At 71.8% G+C, this 21,848-nt stretch carries 2 protein-coding genes; both read right to left on the bottom strand.

All coding sequences use genetic code 11. The annotated features are described in order from the left end of the window. Nucleotides 1-34 precede the first annotated feature (34 nt). Nucleotides 35-9,964: a type I polyketide synthase gene (locus tag ACFV57_RS38455; RefSeq protein ID WP_385242506.1), complete on the bottom strand. Its 9,930-nt coding sequence runs from the start codon at nt 9,962-9,964 to the stop codon at nt 35-37. 58 nt (nt 9,965-10,022) lie between these two features. Continuing rightward, a partial coding sequence (locus ACFV57_RS38450) for a type I polyketide synthase (RefSeq protein WP_385242504.1) occupies nt 10,023-21,848 on the bottom strand: 11,826 nt, incomplete at its 5' end.

Below are 21,848 nucleotides of genomic sequence, written 5' to 3'. Positions count from 1 at the left end.
TCACACCCTCTGGCCAGGCCTGGTACGTCTGTTGTCAGTCAAAATCGGGAGTGTTCAACTCGTCCTCGACGAGGTTGAACATCTCGTCGTCCGCCGCTGCCGCGAGATCGCGGCCGAATGGCGCGTCCGCGTCGTCCGCAGCCGTGGTGGTGCGGAACTGCCGCGTGAGCGCTTCCAGCCGGTCGGCGATCTCGCGTTTCACCTCGTCGTCGTGGGGATGCGACGACAGCATCGCGCCAAGCCTCTCCAGTTCTTCCAAAGCGGGCAGCTGGTCTGCTTGCCGGTCTTCCCGGCTTATCCGGGTTTCCCGGTTTTCCCGGCCTGGCCGGTCTTCCCGGCCTTCTCGGCTCGGCCGGTCTTCCCGGTTGTCCCGGTCTTCCCGGCCGAGGGTTTCCGCCAGCAGGTAGTCGGCCAGCGCGGCGGAAGTGGGGTAGTCGAAAATCACCGTGGCGGGCAGTCGCAGTCCGGTGGCGGCATTGAGCCGGTTACGGAGTTCGACCGCGGTCAGGGAGTCGAATCCCATGTCCCTGAATGCCCGGTCGGCCGGTACGTCCGCGTCGGTCGCGTAACCCAGTACCGCGGCGGCGTGTGTGCACACCAGGTCGGTGACGGCCCGTTCCCGTTCCGCCGGAGGCATGGTGGCGAGCCGCGCGGCGAGCCCTTCCGGCTGTTCGGAAACGGCTGTGACCACCGGCGGGACGGACTGCTGCTGCCGGACTTCCGGGATCTGGTCGAGCAGGGGCCAGGACCGCATGGCGGTGAAGACCGGGGCGAACTTCGCCCAGTCCACGTCCGCCACGGCCAGGAACGTTTCGTCGTCGGTCAGGGCCTGCTCCAGCGCGGTGAGCGCCCGCTCCGGGTTCAGGAAGTGCATGCCCTGGCGCAGCAGCCGCGCGGGGGTCACACTGCCCGGCCTGTGCTCGACCACCGCGTTCACGGCGTCCCAGTCACGCGTGTCCCACACACCCCACGCCACCGAGGTCGCCGCCAGACCACGCCCACGCCGATGCGCCGCCAACGCGTCCAGGAACGCGTTGCCCGCCGCGTACGCGGCGTGCTCACCGCTCCCCCACGTCGCCGCGATCGACGAGAACAGCACGAACGCGTCCAGATCGAGGCCAGCCGTCAGCTCGTCCAGCCACACCGCACCGGCCGCCTTGGGCCCCAGCGCCACGGCCAGGTCGTCGATGTCCGTACCGTCCAAGGAGACCTGGCGGCCGGCGTTGGCGGCGTGCAGCACGGCGCGCAGCGGCGGACCGTCCGAGGCAAGGTGACTCAGCAGGCCCTCCACTTCGGAGCGCTGCGCCACGTCACACGCCACCATGCAGACCTCGGCCCCCGCCTCGGCCAACGCCGCCAACGTCGCCACGGACGCCGCCGACGGACCCGAACGGCTCGTCATCACCACCCGCTCGGCCCCACGCTCCGCCAGCCACCGCACCAGATACGGCCCAACCTGCCCCGTACCACCCGTGACCAGCACCGTCCCACGCGGCACCCACCGTTCCCCATGGGTCCGGCGGGCAGCCGCGCGTACCAGCCGACGGGCCATGACCCCCGCCGGGCGCAGCGCGACCTGGTCCTCCTTGCCGTCGGCGAGGACGGCGCAGAAGCGGGCCGCGGTGCGGTCGTCCCAGGCCGGCGGCAGGTCGATCAGACCGCCCCAGCGCTCGGGGTGTTCCAGGCCGACGACCCGGCCCAGGCCCCAGATCTGGCCCTGTACGGGGTGTGTCGGCGACTCGGCGGCTCCAGTGGCCACCGCGCCCTGCGTCACCGCCCACAGCGGGGCGTCGATCGCCGCGTCGCCCAGCGCCTGCACGAGCGAAAGCGTGCCGGCCACACCGTTGGGCACGGTCGGGTTGTCCGGTACGGGGGTGTCGTCCAGCGCGAGCAGCGAGACGACACCGGACACCCGGAGCACCTCGGCTCCGGCCAGGGTCCGGGTGAGCCGGTCGGCCAGCGCCGCCCGGTCCAGACGGTCGGCGTCGGCCGGATCGACTCCGGCGACGACGACCTGGGCTCCGCAGTCGGCCAGCGCCCGCGCGCAGCCTTGCGCCAGTTCGCCGTCGGCGTGCCCGGCCGGTACGACGAGCAGCCAGACACCGGACAGCACCGCTGCGTCCAGCTTCGTCACCGGGGTCCAGGACACCCGGTAGCGCCAGTCCGCAACGGCGGAGTCGTCACGGTCGCGGCGCCGCCACGACGCCAGGGCGGGCAGCACCTCGTGGAACGGGCGCTGCTCGTCGATCGCCAGCGTTTCCGCGATCTCCTGCAGGGCGCCTTCCTCGACGGCGGCCCAGAAACGCGCCTCGGCCTCGGTACCGGCTCCCTCGGCTCCGGCCACGCTGACATCGCGTTCCACCGACTCCGGCGCCTGGGGCCAGAAGCGTTGGCGTTGGAAGGCGTAGGTGGGGAGGTCGATGTGCCGGGAGTGGGTGGGCTCTTCGAGGAGGGTGGTCCAGTTGATGGGGGCGCCGTGGACGTGGGCCTCGGCGAGGGAGGCGAGGAGGCGGGCGGGGCCGCCGTCGTCACGGCGCAGGGTGCCGGTGATCAGGGGGGCGGGGGTGTTGGCGGCCTCCGTGGTGTCGGTGATGGCGGCGGTGAGGACCGGGTGGGGAGAGGTTTCGATGAAGGCGCGGTGGCCGGACTCGGTGAGGGTGCGAATCGCGCGGTCGAACTCGACGGGGGCGCGGAGACTGGCGTACCAGTAGGACGGGTCCAGCTCCGGGCCGGCGAGCATCTCCCCGCTCATCGCGGAGATCATCGGGATCTCGGCCTCGGTGGGGGCGATGCCGTCCAGAACGTCCAGGATTTCCTGTTCGAGGGCGTCGACCTGGGGGCTGTGGGAGGCGTAGTCCACCGGGATGAGGCGGGCGCGGATGCCGTCCGCCTCGCAGGCCGCGGCCAGTTCCTCCAGGGCTTCGGGGGTGCCGGAGACGACCGTGGCGGACGGACCGTTCACGGCTGCTACGGATACGCGGTCGCCCCAAGGGGTGATCCGGTCCCGTACGCGGTCGGCCGGTTCGGCGACCGACAGCATGCCGCCACGGCCGGCGAGAGCCGTCAGCGCGCGGGAACGGAGAGCCACGACGCGGGCCGCATCATCCAGGGAGAGAATTCCGGCGACGCAGGCCGCCGCGATCTCACCCTGCGAGTGGCCCACCACCGCGTCCGGCTGCACACCCGCCGCCTGCCATACGGCGGCGAGAGACACCATCACCGCCCACAGCGCAGGCTGCACCACATCCGCGGTCTCCAGCGCGGGCGCACCCTCGGCACCGGACAACACCTCGTCCAGCGACCAGTCCACGTACGGAGACAGCGCCTTCGCGCACTCGGCCAGACGGGCAGCGAATACGGGTGAGACCGTGCGCAGTTCGCGCCCCATGCCCAGCCACTGACTCCCCTGACCCGGGAAGACGAACACCGTCCGGCCCACGCCCTCCGAGGTCCTTACCCCTGAGACCACACCGGCAGCAGGTTGGCCGGTCGCCACCGCGGCCAGCCCGGCCGCCAGGACCTCGCGGTCCGTGCCCGTCACGACGGCCCGGTGCTCGAACGTGGCACGAGTGGTCGCCAACGACCACGCCACGTCCGCCGGCGCCAAATCCGGGCGGGCCACGGCGAACTCGCGCAGCCGTCCTGCCTGCGCTGCCAAACCGTCCGCACTGCGCCCGGACACCAGCCACGCCGACACTCCGGCCTCCGCGGCCAGCACCGGCACGGGCACCGGTCCCGGTGCCGCCTCCGACGCCGACTGGTCTTCGGCGCCCGCGCCAGGCTCGATCGCGGCGGGAGTCTCCTCGTCCTCGTCGGCGGGATCGGGGGCTTCCGCGACGATGAGGTGCACATTCGTGCCGCTGACACCGAACGCCGACACCCCGGCCCGGCGCGGTCGGTCGCCCGCCGACCACGGGCGGGCTTCCGTCAGCAGGCGCACGGCGCCCGCCGTCCAGTCCACGTGCGGCGACGGCTCGTCCGCGTACAGCGTCCTCGGCAGTTCACCGTGCTGGAGCGCCAGAACCATCTTGATCACGCCGGCCACACCCGCGGCCGTCTGCGGATGGCCGATGTTGGACTTCACCGACCCCAGCCACAGCGGGCGCTCCTCCGGCCGCCCTTGCCCGTACGTCGCCAGCAGGGCCTGGGCCTCGATCGGGTCGCCCAGCGTCGTACCGGTGCCGTGCGCCTCGACGACGTCGACATCGTCCGTCGACAGCTGTGCGTTGGCCAGCGCGGTCTGGATGACGCGCTGTTGGGAGGGGCCGTTCGGGGCCGTCAGGCCGTTCGACGCGCCGTCCTGGTTGACCGCGCTGCCGGGGATGACCGCCAGCACCTGGTGTCCGTTGCGGCGGGCTTCGGACAGGCGCTCCAGTACGACGACGCCCGCGCCCTCGGCCCAGCCGATGCCGTCCGCGTCCGCCGAGAACGCCTTGCAGCGGCCGTTCGCGGCCATGCCCTGCTGCCGGGAGAATTCCACGAATCCGCCCGGCGTCGCCATCACGGCCACGCCACCGGCCAGCGCCATCGTGCACTCACCGGCGCGCAGCGACTGGCAGGCCTGGTGCAGCGCCACCAGCGACGACGAGCATGCCGTGTCCACCGTGACGGCCGGGCCCTCCAGGCCCAGGGAGTAGGACACCCGGCCGGAGATCACCGCGGTCAGGCTGCCGGTCAGGAGGTAGCCTTCCGCTCCGCTCGACCCGCCGGCCAGCCCCATCGCGTAGCCCGAGTACGTCGCTCCCGCGAACACCCCGGTCTGCGAGCCGCGCAGACTCTCCGGGTCGATGCCCGCCCGCTCGATCGCCTCCCAGGAGACCTCCAGCAGCATCCGCTGCTGCGGGTCCATCGCCAGCGCCTCACGCGGGCTGATCCCGAAGAAGCCCGCGTCGAACTCCGCCGCGTCGTAGATGAAGCCGCCCACCTGCGCATACGACGTGCCCTCGGCCCCCATCGCCTCCCATCCGCGGTCGCGGGGGAACTCGGACACCGCGTCCGTACCGGCGGCCAGCAGGGACCAGAGCTGTTCGGGGCTCTCGACTCCGCCGGGGAAGCGGCAGCCCATGCCGACGACCGCGATGGGCTCGCCGTACGCCGCCGCCGTCACCACCGGAGCGGCCGCATCGCTCCGGACACCCAGCAACTGGGACCGCAGATATCCGGCGAGTACGGCCGGGCTGGGGTAGTCGAACACCAGGGTGGAGGGCAGTTGCAGGCCGGTGGCCGCGTTCATACGGTTGCGCAGTTCGACGGCGGTCAGCGAGTCGAAGCCCAGCTCCCGGAAGGCGCGGTCGGACTCGACCATCTCGGCCGACGTGTGCCCGAGTACCGCGGCGGCCTCGGCGCGGACCAGTTCGGTCAACAGCCGGTCCTGCTCCGCCCCGGACAGACCCGCGAGTTGCTGTCCCAGCTCGCTCAGCGGCTTCGCACTGCTCGCGGACGCGCTGTCGGTGGTGAGGACACTCCGCACCTCGGGCAGGGAGGCGATCAGCGGGCTCGGCCGACGCAACGTGAACGTCGGGGCGAAACGCTCCCAGTCCACATCCGCGACCGTGACCGCCGTATCACCACCATCCACCGCCTGCGCCAACGCCCGGATGCCGAGATCCGGATCGATCACCCGCATACCCAGCCGACGCAGCCCTTCCCCGGCCTCGCCGCCGACCATTCCGCCGCCGCCCCACAGACCCCAGGCCACGGAGGTCGCGGCCAGCCCGCGGGTCCGCCGGTTCTCCGCCAGCGCGTCCAGGAACGCGTTACCCGCCGCATAGCCCGAAAGCAGACCGCTGCCCCACGTCGCAGCACCCGACGAGAACAGCACAAACGCATCCAGCTCCAGGCCCATCGCCGCCGTCAGCTCATCCAGGAGGACCGCGCCCGCCGTCTTGGCCTCCACCGCGGCCGCCAGACCGGCCACCGATGTGTCCGCCACCGCACCGCCGTGACCCACACCCGCCGCGTGCACCACACCACACAGCGACGGACCACCGTCACCGTCGATACGGCTCAACAGGGCTGCTGTGCCTGTCCTTTGTGCGATGTCGCAGGACACCACGTCCACCTGAGTACCGGCAGCGGCCAGCTCCGCCGCCAGAGCGGCAACGCCCGACGCGGCGGGACCGGAGCGGCTGGTCAGCACGACACGCTCGGCGCCACGACCGGCCAGCCAACGCCCCACATGCCCACCGATCGCACCCGTACCACCGGTCACGAGAACCGTGCCCTTCGGCACCCACTCCTCGCGGCCTTGCGACGGGCGAGGGGCGTGGATCAGACGACGCGCCAGGGCTCCGTTCGGGCGCAGTGCGAGCTGGTCTTCTTCTCCGCCGCCGTCGGCGAGGAAGGCGCAGAGGCGGGTGGCGGTCCGGTCGTCCCAGGTCTGCGGCAGGTCGATGAGACCACCCCAGCGCTCGGGGTGTTCCAGGCCGACAACCCGGCCCAGACCCCAGACCTGTGCCTGCACGGGGCTGGTCAGCGCCTCGGCCTCGCCGGTCGCCACCGCCCCTTGAGTGAGCGCCCAGAGCGGGGCGGTCAGGTCGAGGTCTCCCAGCGCCTGTACGAGCACCATGGTGCCCGCGAGGCCCTGGCTGACCACCGGGGCATCGGCCGTCGGCGCCTCGTCCAGCGCCAGCAGCGATACGACTCCGGTGACCTGCGTGTCCCCTGCCAGCGCCTTCGTGATCTGCTCGGCCAGCGCCACGCGGTCCACAGCGCCCGCGGCCACCTCGACGAGGACGGGGGCGGCGCCTCGGGCGGTCAGGGCTTGGACGCATCCCCGTACCGGCTCGGAGTCCGCCTGGTCGGCCGGGATCACCATGAGCCAGGTACCCGACAGCACCGCCGAACCCGGGTCACGTACCGGTACCCAGGAAATGTGGTACCGCCAGTCGGCCACGGTCTCGTCGTCGCGCTCGCGGCGCCGCCACGAGGCCAGGGCCGGCAGCAGCTCGGCCAGCCGCTCGTCGTCCACCGCCAGCGTATCCGCCAGCTCACGCGACTTACCCGCCTCCACCGCAGCCCAGAACCGGGCCTCGGCCGCACTCCCGACACCCTCACCCGCCACAGCCGACGCGCCCGGAACCGGTGGTTCCGGCCAGTAGCGCTCATGGCGGAAGGCGTACGTCGGGAGGTCGACCCACTCCGCGCGCTCCAGCACCGTCGTCCAGTCCACACCGATGCCGCGGACGTGGGCCTCCGCGAGAGAGGCAAGGAGGCGGTCCGCGCCGCCGTCATCGCGTCGGAGCGTGCCGATCACCGCCGATGCGGCGGTTACGGGCGCGTCGCCCGCCGCCGCGCGCAGGACGCCCTCCGTGGTGTCGGTGATGGCGGCGGTCAGGACGGGGTGGGGCGAGGTCTCGATGTACGTACGGTGGCCGGACTCGGCGAGGGTGCGGATGGCGCAGTCGAACTCGACGGGGGCGCGGAGGCTGGCGTACCAGTACGACGGGTCCAGTTCCGGGCCGGCGAGCATCTCGCCGCTCATCGCGGAGATCATCGGGGTGTGGGCCTGGGCGGGCTTGATGCCGTCCAGGGCGTTCAGGATGTCCTGTTCGAGGGCGTCGACCTGAGGGCTGTGGGAGGCGTAATCCACCGGGATCATGCGGGCGCGGATGCCGTCCGACTCGCAGGCCGCGGCCAGTTCCTCCAGGGCTTCGGGGGTGCCGGAGACGACGGTGGCGGACGGGCCGTTGACCGCTGCTACGGATACGTGGTCGCCCCAGGGGGTGATCCGGTCGCGTACGCGGTCCGCGGGCTCGGCCACCGACAGCATGCCGCCGCGGCCGGCGAGGGCCGTCAGGGCGCGGGAGCGCAGGGCCACGACGCGCGCCGCGTCGTCCAGGGAGAGGATTCCGGCGACGCAGGCGGCGGCGATCTCGCCCTGGCTGTGTCCTACGACCGCGTCCGGCGTGACTCCGGCCGCCTGCCATACGGCGGCGAGCGACACCATGACCGCCCACAGCGCGGGCTGCACCACATCCGCTGTCTCCAGCGCGGGTGCGCCCTCGGCACCGGACAGCACATCGTCCAGCGACCAGTCCACGTACGGGGACAGCGCCTCGCCACACTCCGCCAGCCGCTGCGCGAACACCGGGGAAACCTGGCGCAGTTCGCGCCCCATCCCCAGCCACTGACTCCCCTGCCCCGGGAAGACGAACGCCGTACGGCCCACGCCGCCGGGCCGGATCGCGCCGGACACCACACCGGCGGCCGGCCGGCCGGTCGCCACCGCGGCCAGCCCGGCCGCCAGGACCTCGCGGTCCGCGCCTGTCACGACGGCGCGGTGCTCGAACGTGGCACGGGTGGTCGCCAACGACCAGGCCACGTCCGCCGGTTCCAGGTCAGCCCGGGACAGCGCGAACTCGCGCAGTCGGCCTGCCTGCGCTGCCAGGCTCTCCGCCGACCGGCCCGACACCAGCCACGCCGACGTGCCCGCCTTCGCGCCTGTGCCTGCGCCCGCTCCCGCTTCTGCTCCTGCTCCTGCCCCTGCTCCCGACAGGACCGGAGGCGCCGCCACCTCAGCGGCACCGTCAGAGGTCGCCGCGTCGGCGTTCGCGGTGTCGTCGCCCGCAGCCGTGTCGGGAGTGTCGCTCTCGTCGGCGGGGGCTTCTTCGATGATGACGTGCGCGTTGGTGCCGCTCATGCCGAAGGCCGACACTCCGGCCCGGCGCGGCTGCTCGCCCTCCGGCCACACCACCGCCTCGTTCAGCAGACGCACCGCACCTGCCGACCAGTCCACATGCGGCGACGGCTCTTCGGCATGCAACGTCCGCGGCAACACCCCATGACGCAACGCCAAAACCATCTTCATCACACCGGTCACACCCGCAGCCTGCTGCGTATGACCGATGTTGGACTTCACCGACCCCAGCCACAGCGGCCGGTTCTCCGGACGGCCCTGACCGTACGTCGCCAACACGGCCTGCGCCTCGATGGGGTCACCCAGCACCGTGCCGGTGCCATGGGCCTCCACCACGTCCACGTCCGAGGCCGACAGCCGGGCACTGGCCAGCGCGGCGCGGATGACGCGCTGCTGGGAGGGACCGTTCGGCGCCGTCAGACCATTGCTGGCACCGTCCTGGTTGACCGCACTGCCCCGCACCACCGCCAGCACCCGACGCCCATGACGCCGCGCATCCGACAACCGCTCCACCACCAGCACACCCGCACCCTCAGCCCACCCCGTACCATCCGCACCCGCCGAAAACGCCTTGCACCGACCATCCGCAGCCAACCCCTGCTGCCGCGAAAACTCCGCAAACGTCCCCGGCGTCGCCATCACCGTCACCCCACCCACCAACGCCAACGAACACTCCCCACCCCGCAACGCCTGACACGCCAAATGCAACGCCACCAACGACGACGAACACGCCGTATCCACCGTCACCGCCGGACCCTCCAACCCCAACGCATACGCCACCCGCCCCGAAATCACACTCCCCGCATTACCCGTCATCACATAACCCTCAGAACCCCCCACCCCACCACCCAAACCCGCCCCATACCCCGACGACGACGCCCCCACAAACACACCCGCCCGCGAACCCCGCAACACACCCGCATCCACACCAGCCCGCTCCAACGCCTCCCACGACACCTCCAACAACAACCGCTGCTGCGGATCCATCGCCAACGCCTCACGCGGACTGATCCCAAAAAACCCCGCATCAAAATCCGCAACCCCCGACACAAAACCACCCTGCCGCGCATAACCACCACCACCCACACCCCCACCCACATCCCAACCCCGATCCCCCGGAAACCCCGACACCACATCCACCCCACCCACCACCACATCCCACAACCCCTCCGGACCCCCCACACCACCCGGCAACCGACACCCCATACCCACCACAGCCAACGGCTCGTGGCTGCGTTCCTCCAACTCGTTCACACGCTGGCGCGCCTCGGCCAGGTTGGTCGTCGTCCATTTCAGGTAATCGCGCAGAGTATCTTCGGTCGCCACCGGAACCTCGCTTACTGTTCGATCTCAGATCGATCTCAGAGAATTGCCGCCTGCTTGCTCAGGACCTGCCGAGCTCCTTGTTGATGAACTCGAACATCTCGTCATCCGTCGCGGTCTCGATCTTCTGCGCGACACCTTGACTCGTCGACTGCTCCCCATTTCCGTTCCACCTGGCGAGGAACGCCTGCAAACGGGCCGCGACCAGTTCACGCGTTTCACCGTCGGGAGTGGTCACGGCAAAGGCGGATTCGAGCTTGTCCAGCTCGTCCATGAGGGACATTCCGGTTCCCTCGCCCTTGAACTCCTCGGCCCTCAGATACTCGGCGAGAACAGCGGGGTTGGGGTAGTCGAATATGAGGGTGGCGGGCAGCTGGAGACCGGTGGCCGCATTGAGCCGGTTACGGAGCTCGACCGCGGTCAGCGAATCGAATCCCAGCTCCTTGAACGCCCGCTCCTCCTCCACCGCATCCGCGGAGGGGTAGCCGAGCACCGCGGCAGCCTCCGTACGGACCAGGTCTGTCAGCAACCGGTCCTGCTCCGCCCGGGACAGCCCCGCCAGCCGCTGCCCCAGTGCGGTGTCCGTGCCCGGGGCCGACGAGCCGTCGCCGGCTCCGGCACCTCCGGCGGGTGCCAGCGCCAGCTGGACCTCGGGCAGCGAGGCGAGCAGCGGGCTCGGGCGGCGCAGAGTGAACGTCGGCGCGAATCGCTCCCAGTCCACGTCCACGACCGTGACCGTCGTGTCCCCGCTGTCCACCGCCTGCGCCAGGGCCTGAATGCCCAGGCCAGGGTCCATGACCCGCAGTCCATGCCGCTGCAACTGCACGCCGGCCTCTCCGGCGCCCATGCCTTCACCGCCCCACAGCCCCCAGGCCACGGATGTCGCGGCCTGGCCCCGGGCCCGTCGGCTCTCGGCGAGCGCGTCGAGGAAGGCGTTCGCCGCCGCGTAGCCCGGCTGGAAGCTGCTGCCCCAGGTCGCGGCGATCGACGAGAAGAGAACGAACGCATCGAGGTCGAGGTCGGCGGTCAGCTCGTCCAGCCACACCGCACCCGCCGTCTTGACCGCCGAGACCCGCTCCAGGTCCGCGAGGGAGAAGGACTCCAGCGCGGTGGCCTCACCCAGACCCGCACTGTGCACCACACCGCACAGCTCCGGACCGTTGCCATCCGCGGCAATGCGGTCCAGCAGGCCCGCTACTTCGGCTCGTTGCGCCATGTCACAGGCCGCGACCTCGACCTGGCTACCGCTGCCCGCAAGCTCCGCGGCCAGCGCCGCCACACCCGCAGCGGCCGGGCCGGAACGGCTGGTCAGCACCAGGCGCGGCGCACCCCGCCCCGCCAGCCACCGGGCGGTGTTCCCACCGATCGCACCCGTACCACCAGTCACCAGCACCGTGCCACGCGGCACCCACTGCCGCCGGTCACCCGACGGACGCGCAGCACGCACCAGACGACGCGCCACAACCCCGGCCGAGCGCAGTGCAAGCTGATCCTCACCATCGCTGTCGGCGAGGAGACCACAGAGACGGGTCGCGGTGCGATCGTCCCAGGCCGACGGCAGATCGATCAGACCGCCCCAGCGCTCGGGGTGTTCGAGACCGACGACCCGGCCCAGGCCCCAGACCTGCGCCTGCACGGGACTGGTCGGCGCCTCGGACGAACCCGTCGCCACCGCTCCCCGGGTCAGCGCCCACAACGGAGCCTCGATTCCCGCGTCACCCAGCGCCTGCACCAGGCCCAGCGTCCCGGCCACACCCCGGTGCACCACCGGTACGTCCGCCAACGGCGCCTCGTCCAGCGCCAGCAGCGACACGATGCCGGACAGCTCGGCTCCCTCGGGCACGACGTCGGTGATCCGCTCGGCCAGCGCCGCCCGGTCCACCTCGTTCGAGGCGGATTCGGCAAAGACCACCCGCGCGCCGCGGTCGGTCAGGGCCGCCCGTATCAGCTCGGCGTCCGTCTGCCCCGATGGCGCCACGACGAGCCAGGTGCCGGACAGTACCGCCGACGACGGCTCGCCCACCGGCGTCCACGAGATGCCGTAACGCCAGTCCGCCACCGCCGAATCGTCACGCTCCCGACGCCGCCACGACGCCAACGCCGGCAACACCTCGTGGAAGGGACGCTGCTCATCAATCGCCAGCGTGTCGGCGAGGCCTCGGAGGTTGCCGCCTTCGACGGCGGCCCAGAACTCGGCTTCAGCCGCACTGCCGACCGTGTCCTTCGCCACCGGGGCGGGCGCCTGGGACGCCTGCGGCCAATACCGCTGCCGCTGGAAGGCATACGTCGGAAGCTCAACGCGCTGCCCCTGGCCGAGCACCGCCGCCCAATCCACCGCCACGCCCCGCACGTGTGCCTGGGCCAACGCCGTCAGCACCGACTCACCCGCCGCCACATCCCTACGCAGCATCGGCACAAACACCGGAGAACTACCGGGCGAGGCCTCATGGCCGTCCAGAGCGGACGGACCCATCGCCGACAACGTCCCGTCCGGGCCAATCTCCACGAACACCGTCACGCCCTGCCGCGCCAACGCACCCACCGCATCCGCAAAACGCACCGCCTCCCGCGCCTGCACCGGCCAGTAGTCCGGACGAACCTCCTCAACCACCTCACCCGTCACACCACACGCCCACGCAATCTCCGGCGCCCGATGCTCCACACCCTCAGCAGCCCGCCCCAACTCCTCCAACACCGGCTCCATACGAGCGGAGTGGAACGCGTGGCTGACCCGCAGCCGCCGCACCCGGTGCCCGCGCTCACCCCACACCTCAACAACCTTCTCCACCGCCTCGACCTCACCCGACACCACCACCGAAGCCGGACCGTTGACCGCCGCCACCTCCACCCCCGCCACACCCGCAAGCGCCTCCCGCATCTCCTCCTCCGACGCCGCCACGGCAGCCATCGCCCCGCCCTCCGGCAACGCCTCCATCAACCGCGCCCGCACCGCCACCAGACGGCACGCATCCCCCAACGACAACACCCCCGCCACATACGCCGCCGCGAACTCCCCCACCGAATGCCCCACCACTGCGTCGGCCACGATCCCGCACGACCGCAGCAACGCCACCAGACCCACCTCCACCGCAAACAACCCCGCCTGCGCAAACACCGTCCGCACCGCCAACTCCTCCACACCCACACCACGCCCCAACACCACATCCCGCACCGGCAACCCCAACTCCCCCTCCAACAACCCGCACGCCTCATCAAACGCCCCAGCAAACACCTCACTCACCCCATACAACTCAGCACCCATCCCCACCCGCTGCGACCCCTGACCCGCAAACACAAACCCCACCCGCACCGAACCCGCCTCCACACCACTGACCACACCGGAAGCCGAACGCCCCTCAACCACCGCACCCAAACCCGCAACCAAACCCTCCAACTCCCCACCCAGCACCACAGCCCGATGCTCAAACGCCGACCGCGACCCCACCAACGACCACGCCACGTCAACCGGCTCAACCCCCGGGCGGGAAAGCACCGACTCCCTCAACCGCCCCGCCTGCCCCACCAACCCCGCACCATCACGCCCCGACACCAACCACGGCACCACACCCACACCCGACAACACCGACCGACCACCACCAGCAGCCAACTCCGCACCCCCACACGGAGCCTCCTCCAACACCACATGCGCATTGGTCCCACTGATCCCGAACGCCGACACACCAGCACGCCGCAACCGCTCACCCGCCACCCACGGCACCGACTCACCCAACAACCGCACCGCACCCGCCGACCAGTCCACATGCGACGACGGAACCTCCGCATGCAACGTCCGCGGCAACACGCCGTGCTGGAGGGCCAGCACCATCTTGATCACGCCGGCCACGCCCGCCGCCTGCTGGGTGTGTCCGATGTTCGACTTGAGCGACCCCAGCCACAGGGGCCGCTCCTCCGCCCGGCCCTGTCCGTAGGTCGCCAGCAGCGCCTGCGCCTCGATCGGGTCGCCCAGCTCCGTGCCGGTGCCGTGCGCCTCGATCACGTCGACATCGCCGGTGGAGAGCTGCGCGTTGGCCAGTGCCGCCTGGATGACGCGCTGCTGGGACGGGCCGTTCGGGGCCGTCAGGCCGTTCGACGCGCCGTCCTGGTTGACCGCGCTGCCGCGGATCACCGCCAGTACGTCGTGCCCGTTGCGCCGCGCGTCGGAGAGGCGCTCCACGAGGACCACACCGGCGCCCTCGGCGATGCCCATGCCGTCGGCCTCATCCGAGAACGCCTTGCACCGGCCGTCCGCGGCCAGGACGCGCTGCCGCGAGAAGCCCACGAACTCGGTCGGGTCCGCGACCACCATCACGCCGCCGGCCAGGGCCATCGTGCACTCACCGGCGCGCAGCGACTGGCACGCCTGGTGCAGGGCCACCAGCGAGGACGAGCACGCCGTGTCCACCGTCACCGCCGGGCCCTCCAGGCCGAAGGCGTAGGCCACGCGTCCCGAGATCACGCTGCCCGTGTTCCCGGTGATCAGGTACCCCTCGGATTCACTGTCGCCATGGGCCAGACCCGCCCCGTACCCCGACGGTGCGGCGCCGGCAAAGACGCCGGTCAGGGAGCCCCTCAGGGACTCCGGGTCGATACCGGCCCGCTCGATCGCCTCCCAGGAAATCTCCAGCAACAGCCGCTGCTGCGGGTCCATCGCCAGCGCCTCACGCGGACTGATCCCGAAGAACCGCGGATCGAAATCCGCCGCCCCCTGAAGGAAGCCACCCTCCTGGACATACGACGTCCCCGGGTTGTCGGGGTCCGGGTCGAACAGACCCTCCACATCCCAGCCACGGTCCGTCGGAAAACCGGAAATCGCATCCCCACCAGCGGACAGCAACTCCCACAACCGCTCCGGACCATCCACACCGCCCGGATACCGGCAGCCCATACCCACAATCGCGATCGGCTCGGCCAGGTCGCCCGTCGACGCCGGTGCCGGCGCCGATGCCGTGGAGGCCGCTTCGGTTTCCGTGACGCCGAGGACTTCGCCGACGATCTGCTTGGCCAGGACGGCCGGGGACGGGTAGTCGAAGACCACCGTCGAGGGCAGTCGCAACCCGGTGGCGGCGTTGAGACGGCTCCGCAGTTCCACGGCCGTCAGCGAGTCGAAGCCCAGCTCGCGGAAGGCCCGGCCGGCCGGGACCTCGTCCAGCGTCCCGTGCCCGAGCACCGCGGCCGCGTGCGTCCGCACCACATCGGTGACCAGCCGCTCACGCTCCCCCGGAGACTTTCCGGACAGCCGCTGGGCCAGTTCGCCCGCCGCTCCTTCCGTGAGCGGCCCGTCGGCGGACGACGGCGCCGACGGCTCCTGCCGCGCCTCCGCGATCCGGTCCAGCAACGGCCGGGGCCGCGCCGCACAGAACACCGGCGCGAACCGCGCCCAGTCCACGTCCGCCACGGCCAGGAAGGTTTCGTCGTCGGTCAGGGCCTGCTCCAGCGCGGTGAGCGCCCGCTCCGGGTTCAGGAAGTGCATGCCCTGGCGCAGCAGCCGCGCGGGAGTCACGCTCCCAGGCCCGTGCTCCACCACCGCGTTCACGGCGTCCCAGTCACGCGTGTCCCACACACCCCACGCCACCGACGAGGCCACCAGACCACGCGCCCGGCGCTCCTCCGCCAACGCGTCCAGGAACGCGTTGCCCGCCGCGTACGCACCATGCTCATTGCTGCCCCACGTCGCGGCGATGGAGGAGAAGAGGACGAACGCGTCCAGGTCCATGGCCGACGTCAGCTCGTCCAGCCACACCGCACCGGCCGCCTTCGCACCCAACGCCACCGCCAGGTCGCCGACATCCGTACTCTCCAGCGTCACTTGACGCCCGGCGTTGGCGGCGTGCAGCACCGCGCGCAGCGGCGTACCGTCCGCGGCGATACGGTCCAGCAGCCCTGCGACCTCGGCACGTTCGGCCAGGTCGCAGGCCACCACCTCCACCTGGCTCCCGGCACCGGCCAGCTCCGCGGCCAGTACGGCCACCTCCGCCGCGGCCGGGCCGGAACGGCTGGTCAGCACGATCCGCTCGGCGCCGTGCCCGGCCAGCCACGAACCGACGGGTCGACCGACCGAGCCCGTACCACCGGTGACCAGCACCGTGTCACGTGGAGTCCACCGCTCACGGCGGCCCGAGGGCCGGGGCGCGCGGACCAGCCGGCGGGCCATGACGCCTGCCGGGCGCAGCGCGACCTGGTCCTCCGAACCGTCGGCGAGCGCCGCGCACAAGTGACCGGCGATCCGGTCGTCCCAGGCCGGCGGCAGATCGATCAGGCCACCCCAGCGCTCCGGGTGTTCGAGCCCCACGACGCGGCCCAGCCCCCAGACCTGCGCCTGCACGGAACTGGTCAGCGTCTCGCCCGCGCCGGTGGAGACCGCGCCCTGTGTCAGCAGCCACAGCGGCGCCGCGAGTCCCGCGTCGCCCAATGCCTGCACCAGCCCCAGCGTGCCCGCCATCCCCCGACTCACGGTCGGGACGTCCGGCAACGGCACCTCGTCCAGCATCAGCAGCGACACCACTCCGGCGACCTGCGCGCCTTCAGGAAGGTTTGCGGACACGCGGGCAGTAAGCGCCGCACGGTCCAACTCTTCCGGGCCGACCTCGACCACGACCACCTCGGCGCCACGGTCGGCCAGCGCCCGCAGGCACTCGCCCGTCGGCGACGCGTCCGCATGTCCGCCCGGAACCACGAGCAGCCAAGTCCCCGTCAGGACCGCGCCCCCGGAACCGGTCACCGGGGACCAGGAGATGCGGTACCGCCAGTCCGTCACCGCCGATTCGTCCTGCTGGCGACGGCGCCACGATGCCAGGGCGGGCAGCAGTTCGCCCAGCCGCTCGTCGTCCACCGCCAGTGTCTCCGCCAACTCGCGCAGTTCGCCCGCCTCGACCGCGGCCCAGAACTCGGCCTCGGCGGCGTCGCGCACACCGTCACCGGCGGCGTCCCCCGTGCCGGGGAGCAGTGCCTGCGGCGCCTGGGGCCAGAAGCGTTGGCGCTGGAAGGCGTAGGTGGGGAGGTCGATGTGCCGGGGGTGGGCGGGTTCCTCCAGGAGGGTGGTCCAGTTGATGGGAGCGCCGTGGACGTGGGCCTCCGCGAGGGACGTGAGGAGACGGTCCGCACCGCCGTCGTCCCTGCGCAGCGTCCCGGTGACCAGGGCAGCGGACTCGCCGGCGTCCTCGATGGTGTCGGTGATCGCGGCGGTCAGGACCGGGTGGGGCGAGGTCTCGATGAACGTACGGTGCCCGGACTCGACCAGCGCGCGCACGGCGCGGTCGAACTCGACGGTCGCGCGGAGGCTGGCGTACCAGTACGACGGGTCCAGCTCCGGACCGGCGAGCATCTCCCCGCTCATCGCGGAGATCATCGGGATCTGGGCGGGGGCGGGCTCGATGCCGTCCAGAGCGTCCAGGATGTCCTGTTCCAGGGCGTCGACCTGGGGGCTGTGGGAGGCGTAGTCAACGGGGATCATGCGGGCGCGGACGCCGTCCGCCTCGCACGCCGCGGCCAGCTCCTCCAGGGCTTCCGGGGTGCCGGAGACGACCGTGGCGGACGGACCGTTGACCGCCGCCACGGATACGCGCTCGCCCCACGCAGCGAGGCGGTCCCGCACGCGGTCGGCGGGCTCGGCCACCGACAGCATGCCGCCACGACCGGCCAGAGCGGTCAGCGCGCGGGAGCGCAGGGCCACGACACGCGCGGCGTCGTCCAGGGAGAGGATTCCGGCGACGCAGGCAGCGGCGATCTCGCCTTGCGAGTGGCCGACCACCGCGTCCGGCGTGACTCCGGCCGCCTGCCACACCGCAGCCAGGGAGACCATGACCGCCCACAGCGCGGGCTGCACCACATCAGCTGTTGCCAGCTCCGGCGCGCCCTCGGCACCGGACAGCACATCGTCCAGCGACCAGTCCACATACGGGGACAGCGCTTCACCGCACTCGGCCAGACGGGCCGCGAACACCGGTGAGATGGTGCGCAGTTCACGCCCCATGCCCAGCCACTGACTCCCCTGGCCCGGGAAGACGAACACCGTACGGCCGACACCACCAGCCGCATCCGTACCGGACACCACACCTGCCGCAGGCTGCCCCGTAGCCACCGCGGCCAGCCCGGCCACCAGGCCCTCACGGTCCGCGCTCGTCACCACGGCCCGGTGCTCGAAAGCGGACCGCGTCGTGGCCAAGGCCCACGCCACGTCCGCCACCCCCAGCTCCGTACGGGACAGTGCGAACTCCCGCAGTCGGCCTGCCTGTGCTGCCAAACCGTCCGCACTGCGCCCGGACACCAGCCACGCCGATACTCCGGCCTCCGAGGCCAGCACCGGCGCCGGCCCCGTCTCCGACTGGTCTTCGGCTCCCGCGCCAGGCTCGATCGCGGCGGGGGTCTCCTCGTCCGCGTCGGCGGGGGCGGGGGCTTCCGCGACGATGAGGTGCACATTCGTGCCGCTGACGCCGAACGCGGAGACACCGGCCCGCCGCGGACGCCCGTCCGCCGACCACGGGCGGGCCTCCGTCAGCAGGCGCACGGCACCCGCCGTCCAGTCCACGTGCGGCGACGGCTCGTCCGCGTACAACGTCTGCGGCAGTTCACCGTGCTGGAGCGCCAGGACCATCTTGATCACGCCGGCCACACCCGCAGCCGTCTGCGGGTGACCGATGTTGGACTTCACCGATCCCAGCCACAGCGGCTGTTCCTCCGGCCGGTCCTGTCCGTACGTGGCGAGCAGCGCCTGCGCCTCGATCGGATCGCCAAGTTTGGTACCGGTCCCGTGGGCTTCCACCACGTCGACGTCCGATGTCGACAGCTGCGCGTTCGCCAGGGCAGCGCGGATGACGCGCTGCTGGGACGGGCCGTTCGGCGCCGTCAGGCCATTGCTGGCGCCGTCCTGGTTCATCGCGCTGCCGGGGATGACGGCCAGCACCTGGTGCCCGTTGCGCCGCGCGTCCGACAGCCGTTCCAGTACGACCATGCCCGCGCCTTCGCCCCAGCCGATGCCGTCCGCATCGGCCGAGAACGCCTTGCACCGGCCGTCCGCGGCCATGCCCTGCTGCTCGGAGAATTCGGAGAACGCTCCGGCTGTCGCCATCACGGCCACGCCACCGGCCAGCGCCATCGTGCACTCACCGGCGCGCAGCGACTGGCAGGCCTGGTGCAGTGCCACCAGCGAGGACGAGCACGCCGTGTCCACCGTCACCGCCGGGCCCTCCAGGCCCAGGGAGTAGGACACCCGGCCGGAGATCACCGCGGTCAGGCTGCCGGTCAGGAGGTATCCCTCGGAGCCGCTGTCGCCGCCGACGAGCCCCGTTCCGTAACCCGAGTACGTGGCACCCGCGAACACTCCGGTCTGCGAGCCGCGCAGCGACGCCGGGTCGATGCCCGCGCGCTCCAGCGCCTCCCAGGAGACCTCCAGGAGCATCCGCTGCTGCGGGTCCATCGCCAGCGCCTCACGCGGGCTGATCTTGAAGAAGCCCGCGTCGAATTCGGGAGCGTCGTAGATGAAGCCGCCGACGCGTGCGTACGTGCCCTCGGCCTCGGCGGCCCGGTCCCAGCCGCGGTCCTGCGGGAAGCCGGACACCGCGTCCGTGCCCGCCGCCACCAGGTCCCACAGCTGTTCGGGGCTCTCGACTCCGCCGGGGAAGCGGCAGCCCATGCCGACGACCGCGATGGGCTCGCCGTACGCCGCCGCCGTCACCACCGGAGCGGCGGTGTCGCTCCCGACACCCAGCAGGCCGGTCCGCAGATGTTCGGCCAGCGTGACGGGGCTGGGGTAGTCGAACACCAAGGTGGAGGGCAGTTGCAGGCCGGTGGCCGCATTGAGACGGTTGCGCAGTTCGACCGCGGTCAGCGAGTCGAAGCCCAGCTCCCGGAAAGCACGGTCGGACTCGACCATCTCGGCCGACGTGTGCCCGAGAACCGCAGCCGCCTCGGCGCGGACCAGCTCCGTCAGCAACCGGTCCTGCTCCGCGCGGGACAGACCGGTGAGTTGCTGCCCGAGGGCGGTGTTCGCCCCCGGAGCCGCCGGGCCGTCGTCCGTCTCCGAGTCGGCGGCAAGTGCCCGCTGCACTTCGGGCAGGGAGGCGATCAGCGGGCTCGGCCGACGCAACGTGAAGGTCGGGGCAAAGCGCTCCCAGTCCACATCCGCGACCGTGACCGCCGTATCACCACCATCCACCGCCTGCGCCAACGCCCGGATGCCGAGATCCGGGTCGATCACCCGCATTCCGTAACGCCGCAGCTGCTCACCGGCCTCGCCGCCGACCATTCCGCCGCCGCCCCACAGCCCCCAGGCCACGGAGGTCGCGGCCAGCCCGCGGGCCCGCCGGTTCTCCGCCAGCGCGTCCAGGAACGCATTACCCGCCGCATAACCCGAAAGCAGACCACTGCCCCACGTCGCAGCACCCGACGAGAACAGCACAAACGCATCCAGCTCCAAGCCCATGGCCGCCGTCAGCTCATCCAGCACGACGGCGCCGGAGGTCTTGGCCTCCACCGCAGCCGCCAGACCGGCCACCGACACATCCGCCACCGCACCGCCATGACCCACACCCGCCGCATGCACCACACCACACAGCGACGGACCACCGTCACCGGCAATACGGCTCAACAGGTTCTGTACGTCGGAGCGCTGAGCAACATCGCACGCCAACACGTCCACCTGGGCCCCCGCAGCCGCCAGCTCCGCCGCCAGCACGGCGACATCCTGCGCGGCGGGACCGGAGCGGCTGGTCAGCACGACCCGCTCCGCACCCCGACCGGCCAGCCAACGCCCCACATGCCCACCGATCGCACCCGTACCACCGGTCACCAGCACCGCGCCGCCCGGCACCCACTGCTCACGGTCCTTCGACTGACGAGGGGCAGCATGGACCAGTCGACGTCCCATGACGCCCGCACCACGCACTGCGACCTGGTCTTCCTTGCCGTCGGCGAGCACCGAGCAAAGGCGTGCGGCGATGCGGTCGTCCCAGGTCGGCGGCAGGTCGACGAGACCACCCCAGCGCTCGGGGTGTTCGAGACCGACGACCCGGCCCAGGCCCCAGACCTGGCTCTGTACGGGGCTGGTCAGCGCCTCGGCCTCGCCGGTCGCCACCGCGCCCTGCGTCAGCACCCACAGCGGCGCGGCAATGTCCGCATCGCCCAGCGCCTGTACGAGTCCCAGCGTCCCCGCGAGGCCTCGGCTCACCGACGGGGCGTCCGCCAGCGGTGCCTCGTCCAGGGCCAGCAGCGACACGACTCCCGCGAGGTCCGTGCCCTCTGCCCGCACCGTGGCCAGGTAATCGGCCAGCTCCGTACGAGTCGCCTCGCCCCCGGCCACCTCGGTGACGACCACTTCCACACCGCGGTCGGCAAGCGCCTGAACGCACTCCTGCACCAGTTCCGTGTCGGCCGCCCGGCCGCCCGGTGCCACGACAAGCCAGGTACCCGTCAGCACCGCCGAGCGGAGCTCGCCCACCGGCGTCCACGAGATCGCGTACCGCCAGTCGGCCACGGTCTCGTCGTCGCGTTCGCGGCGCCGCCACGACGCCAGGGCCGGCAGCAGCTCGGCCAGCCGCTCGTCGTCCACCGCCAGCGTATCCGCCAGCTCACGCGACTTACCCGCCTCCACCGCGGCCCAGAACCGGGCCTCGGCCGCACTCCCGACACCCTCACCCGCCACAGCCGACGCGCCCGGAGCCGCGGTCTGGGCCCAGTAGCGCTCGTGTTGGAAGGCGTAGGTGGGGAGGTCGATGTGCCGGGAGTGGTGGGCGGGTTCTTCGAGGAGGGTGGTCCAGTTGATGGGGGCGCCGTGGACGTGGGCCTCGGCGAGGGAGGCGAGGAGGCGGGCGGGGCCGCCGTCGTCGCGGCGCAGGGTGCCGGTGATCAGGGAGGCGGTCTCCTCGGCGTCCTCGACGGTGTCGGTGATGGCGGC

The sequence above is a fragment of the Streptomyces sp. NPDC059788 genome (assembly GCF_042732265.1).
Taxonomy (GTDB): Bacteria; Actinomycetota; Actinomycetes; order Streptomycetales; family Streptomycetaceae; genus Streptomyces.
The sequence above is the reverse complement of the archived record's forward strand: the minus strand, read 5'-3'. Positions and strand labels throughout refer to the sequence as shown.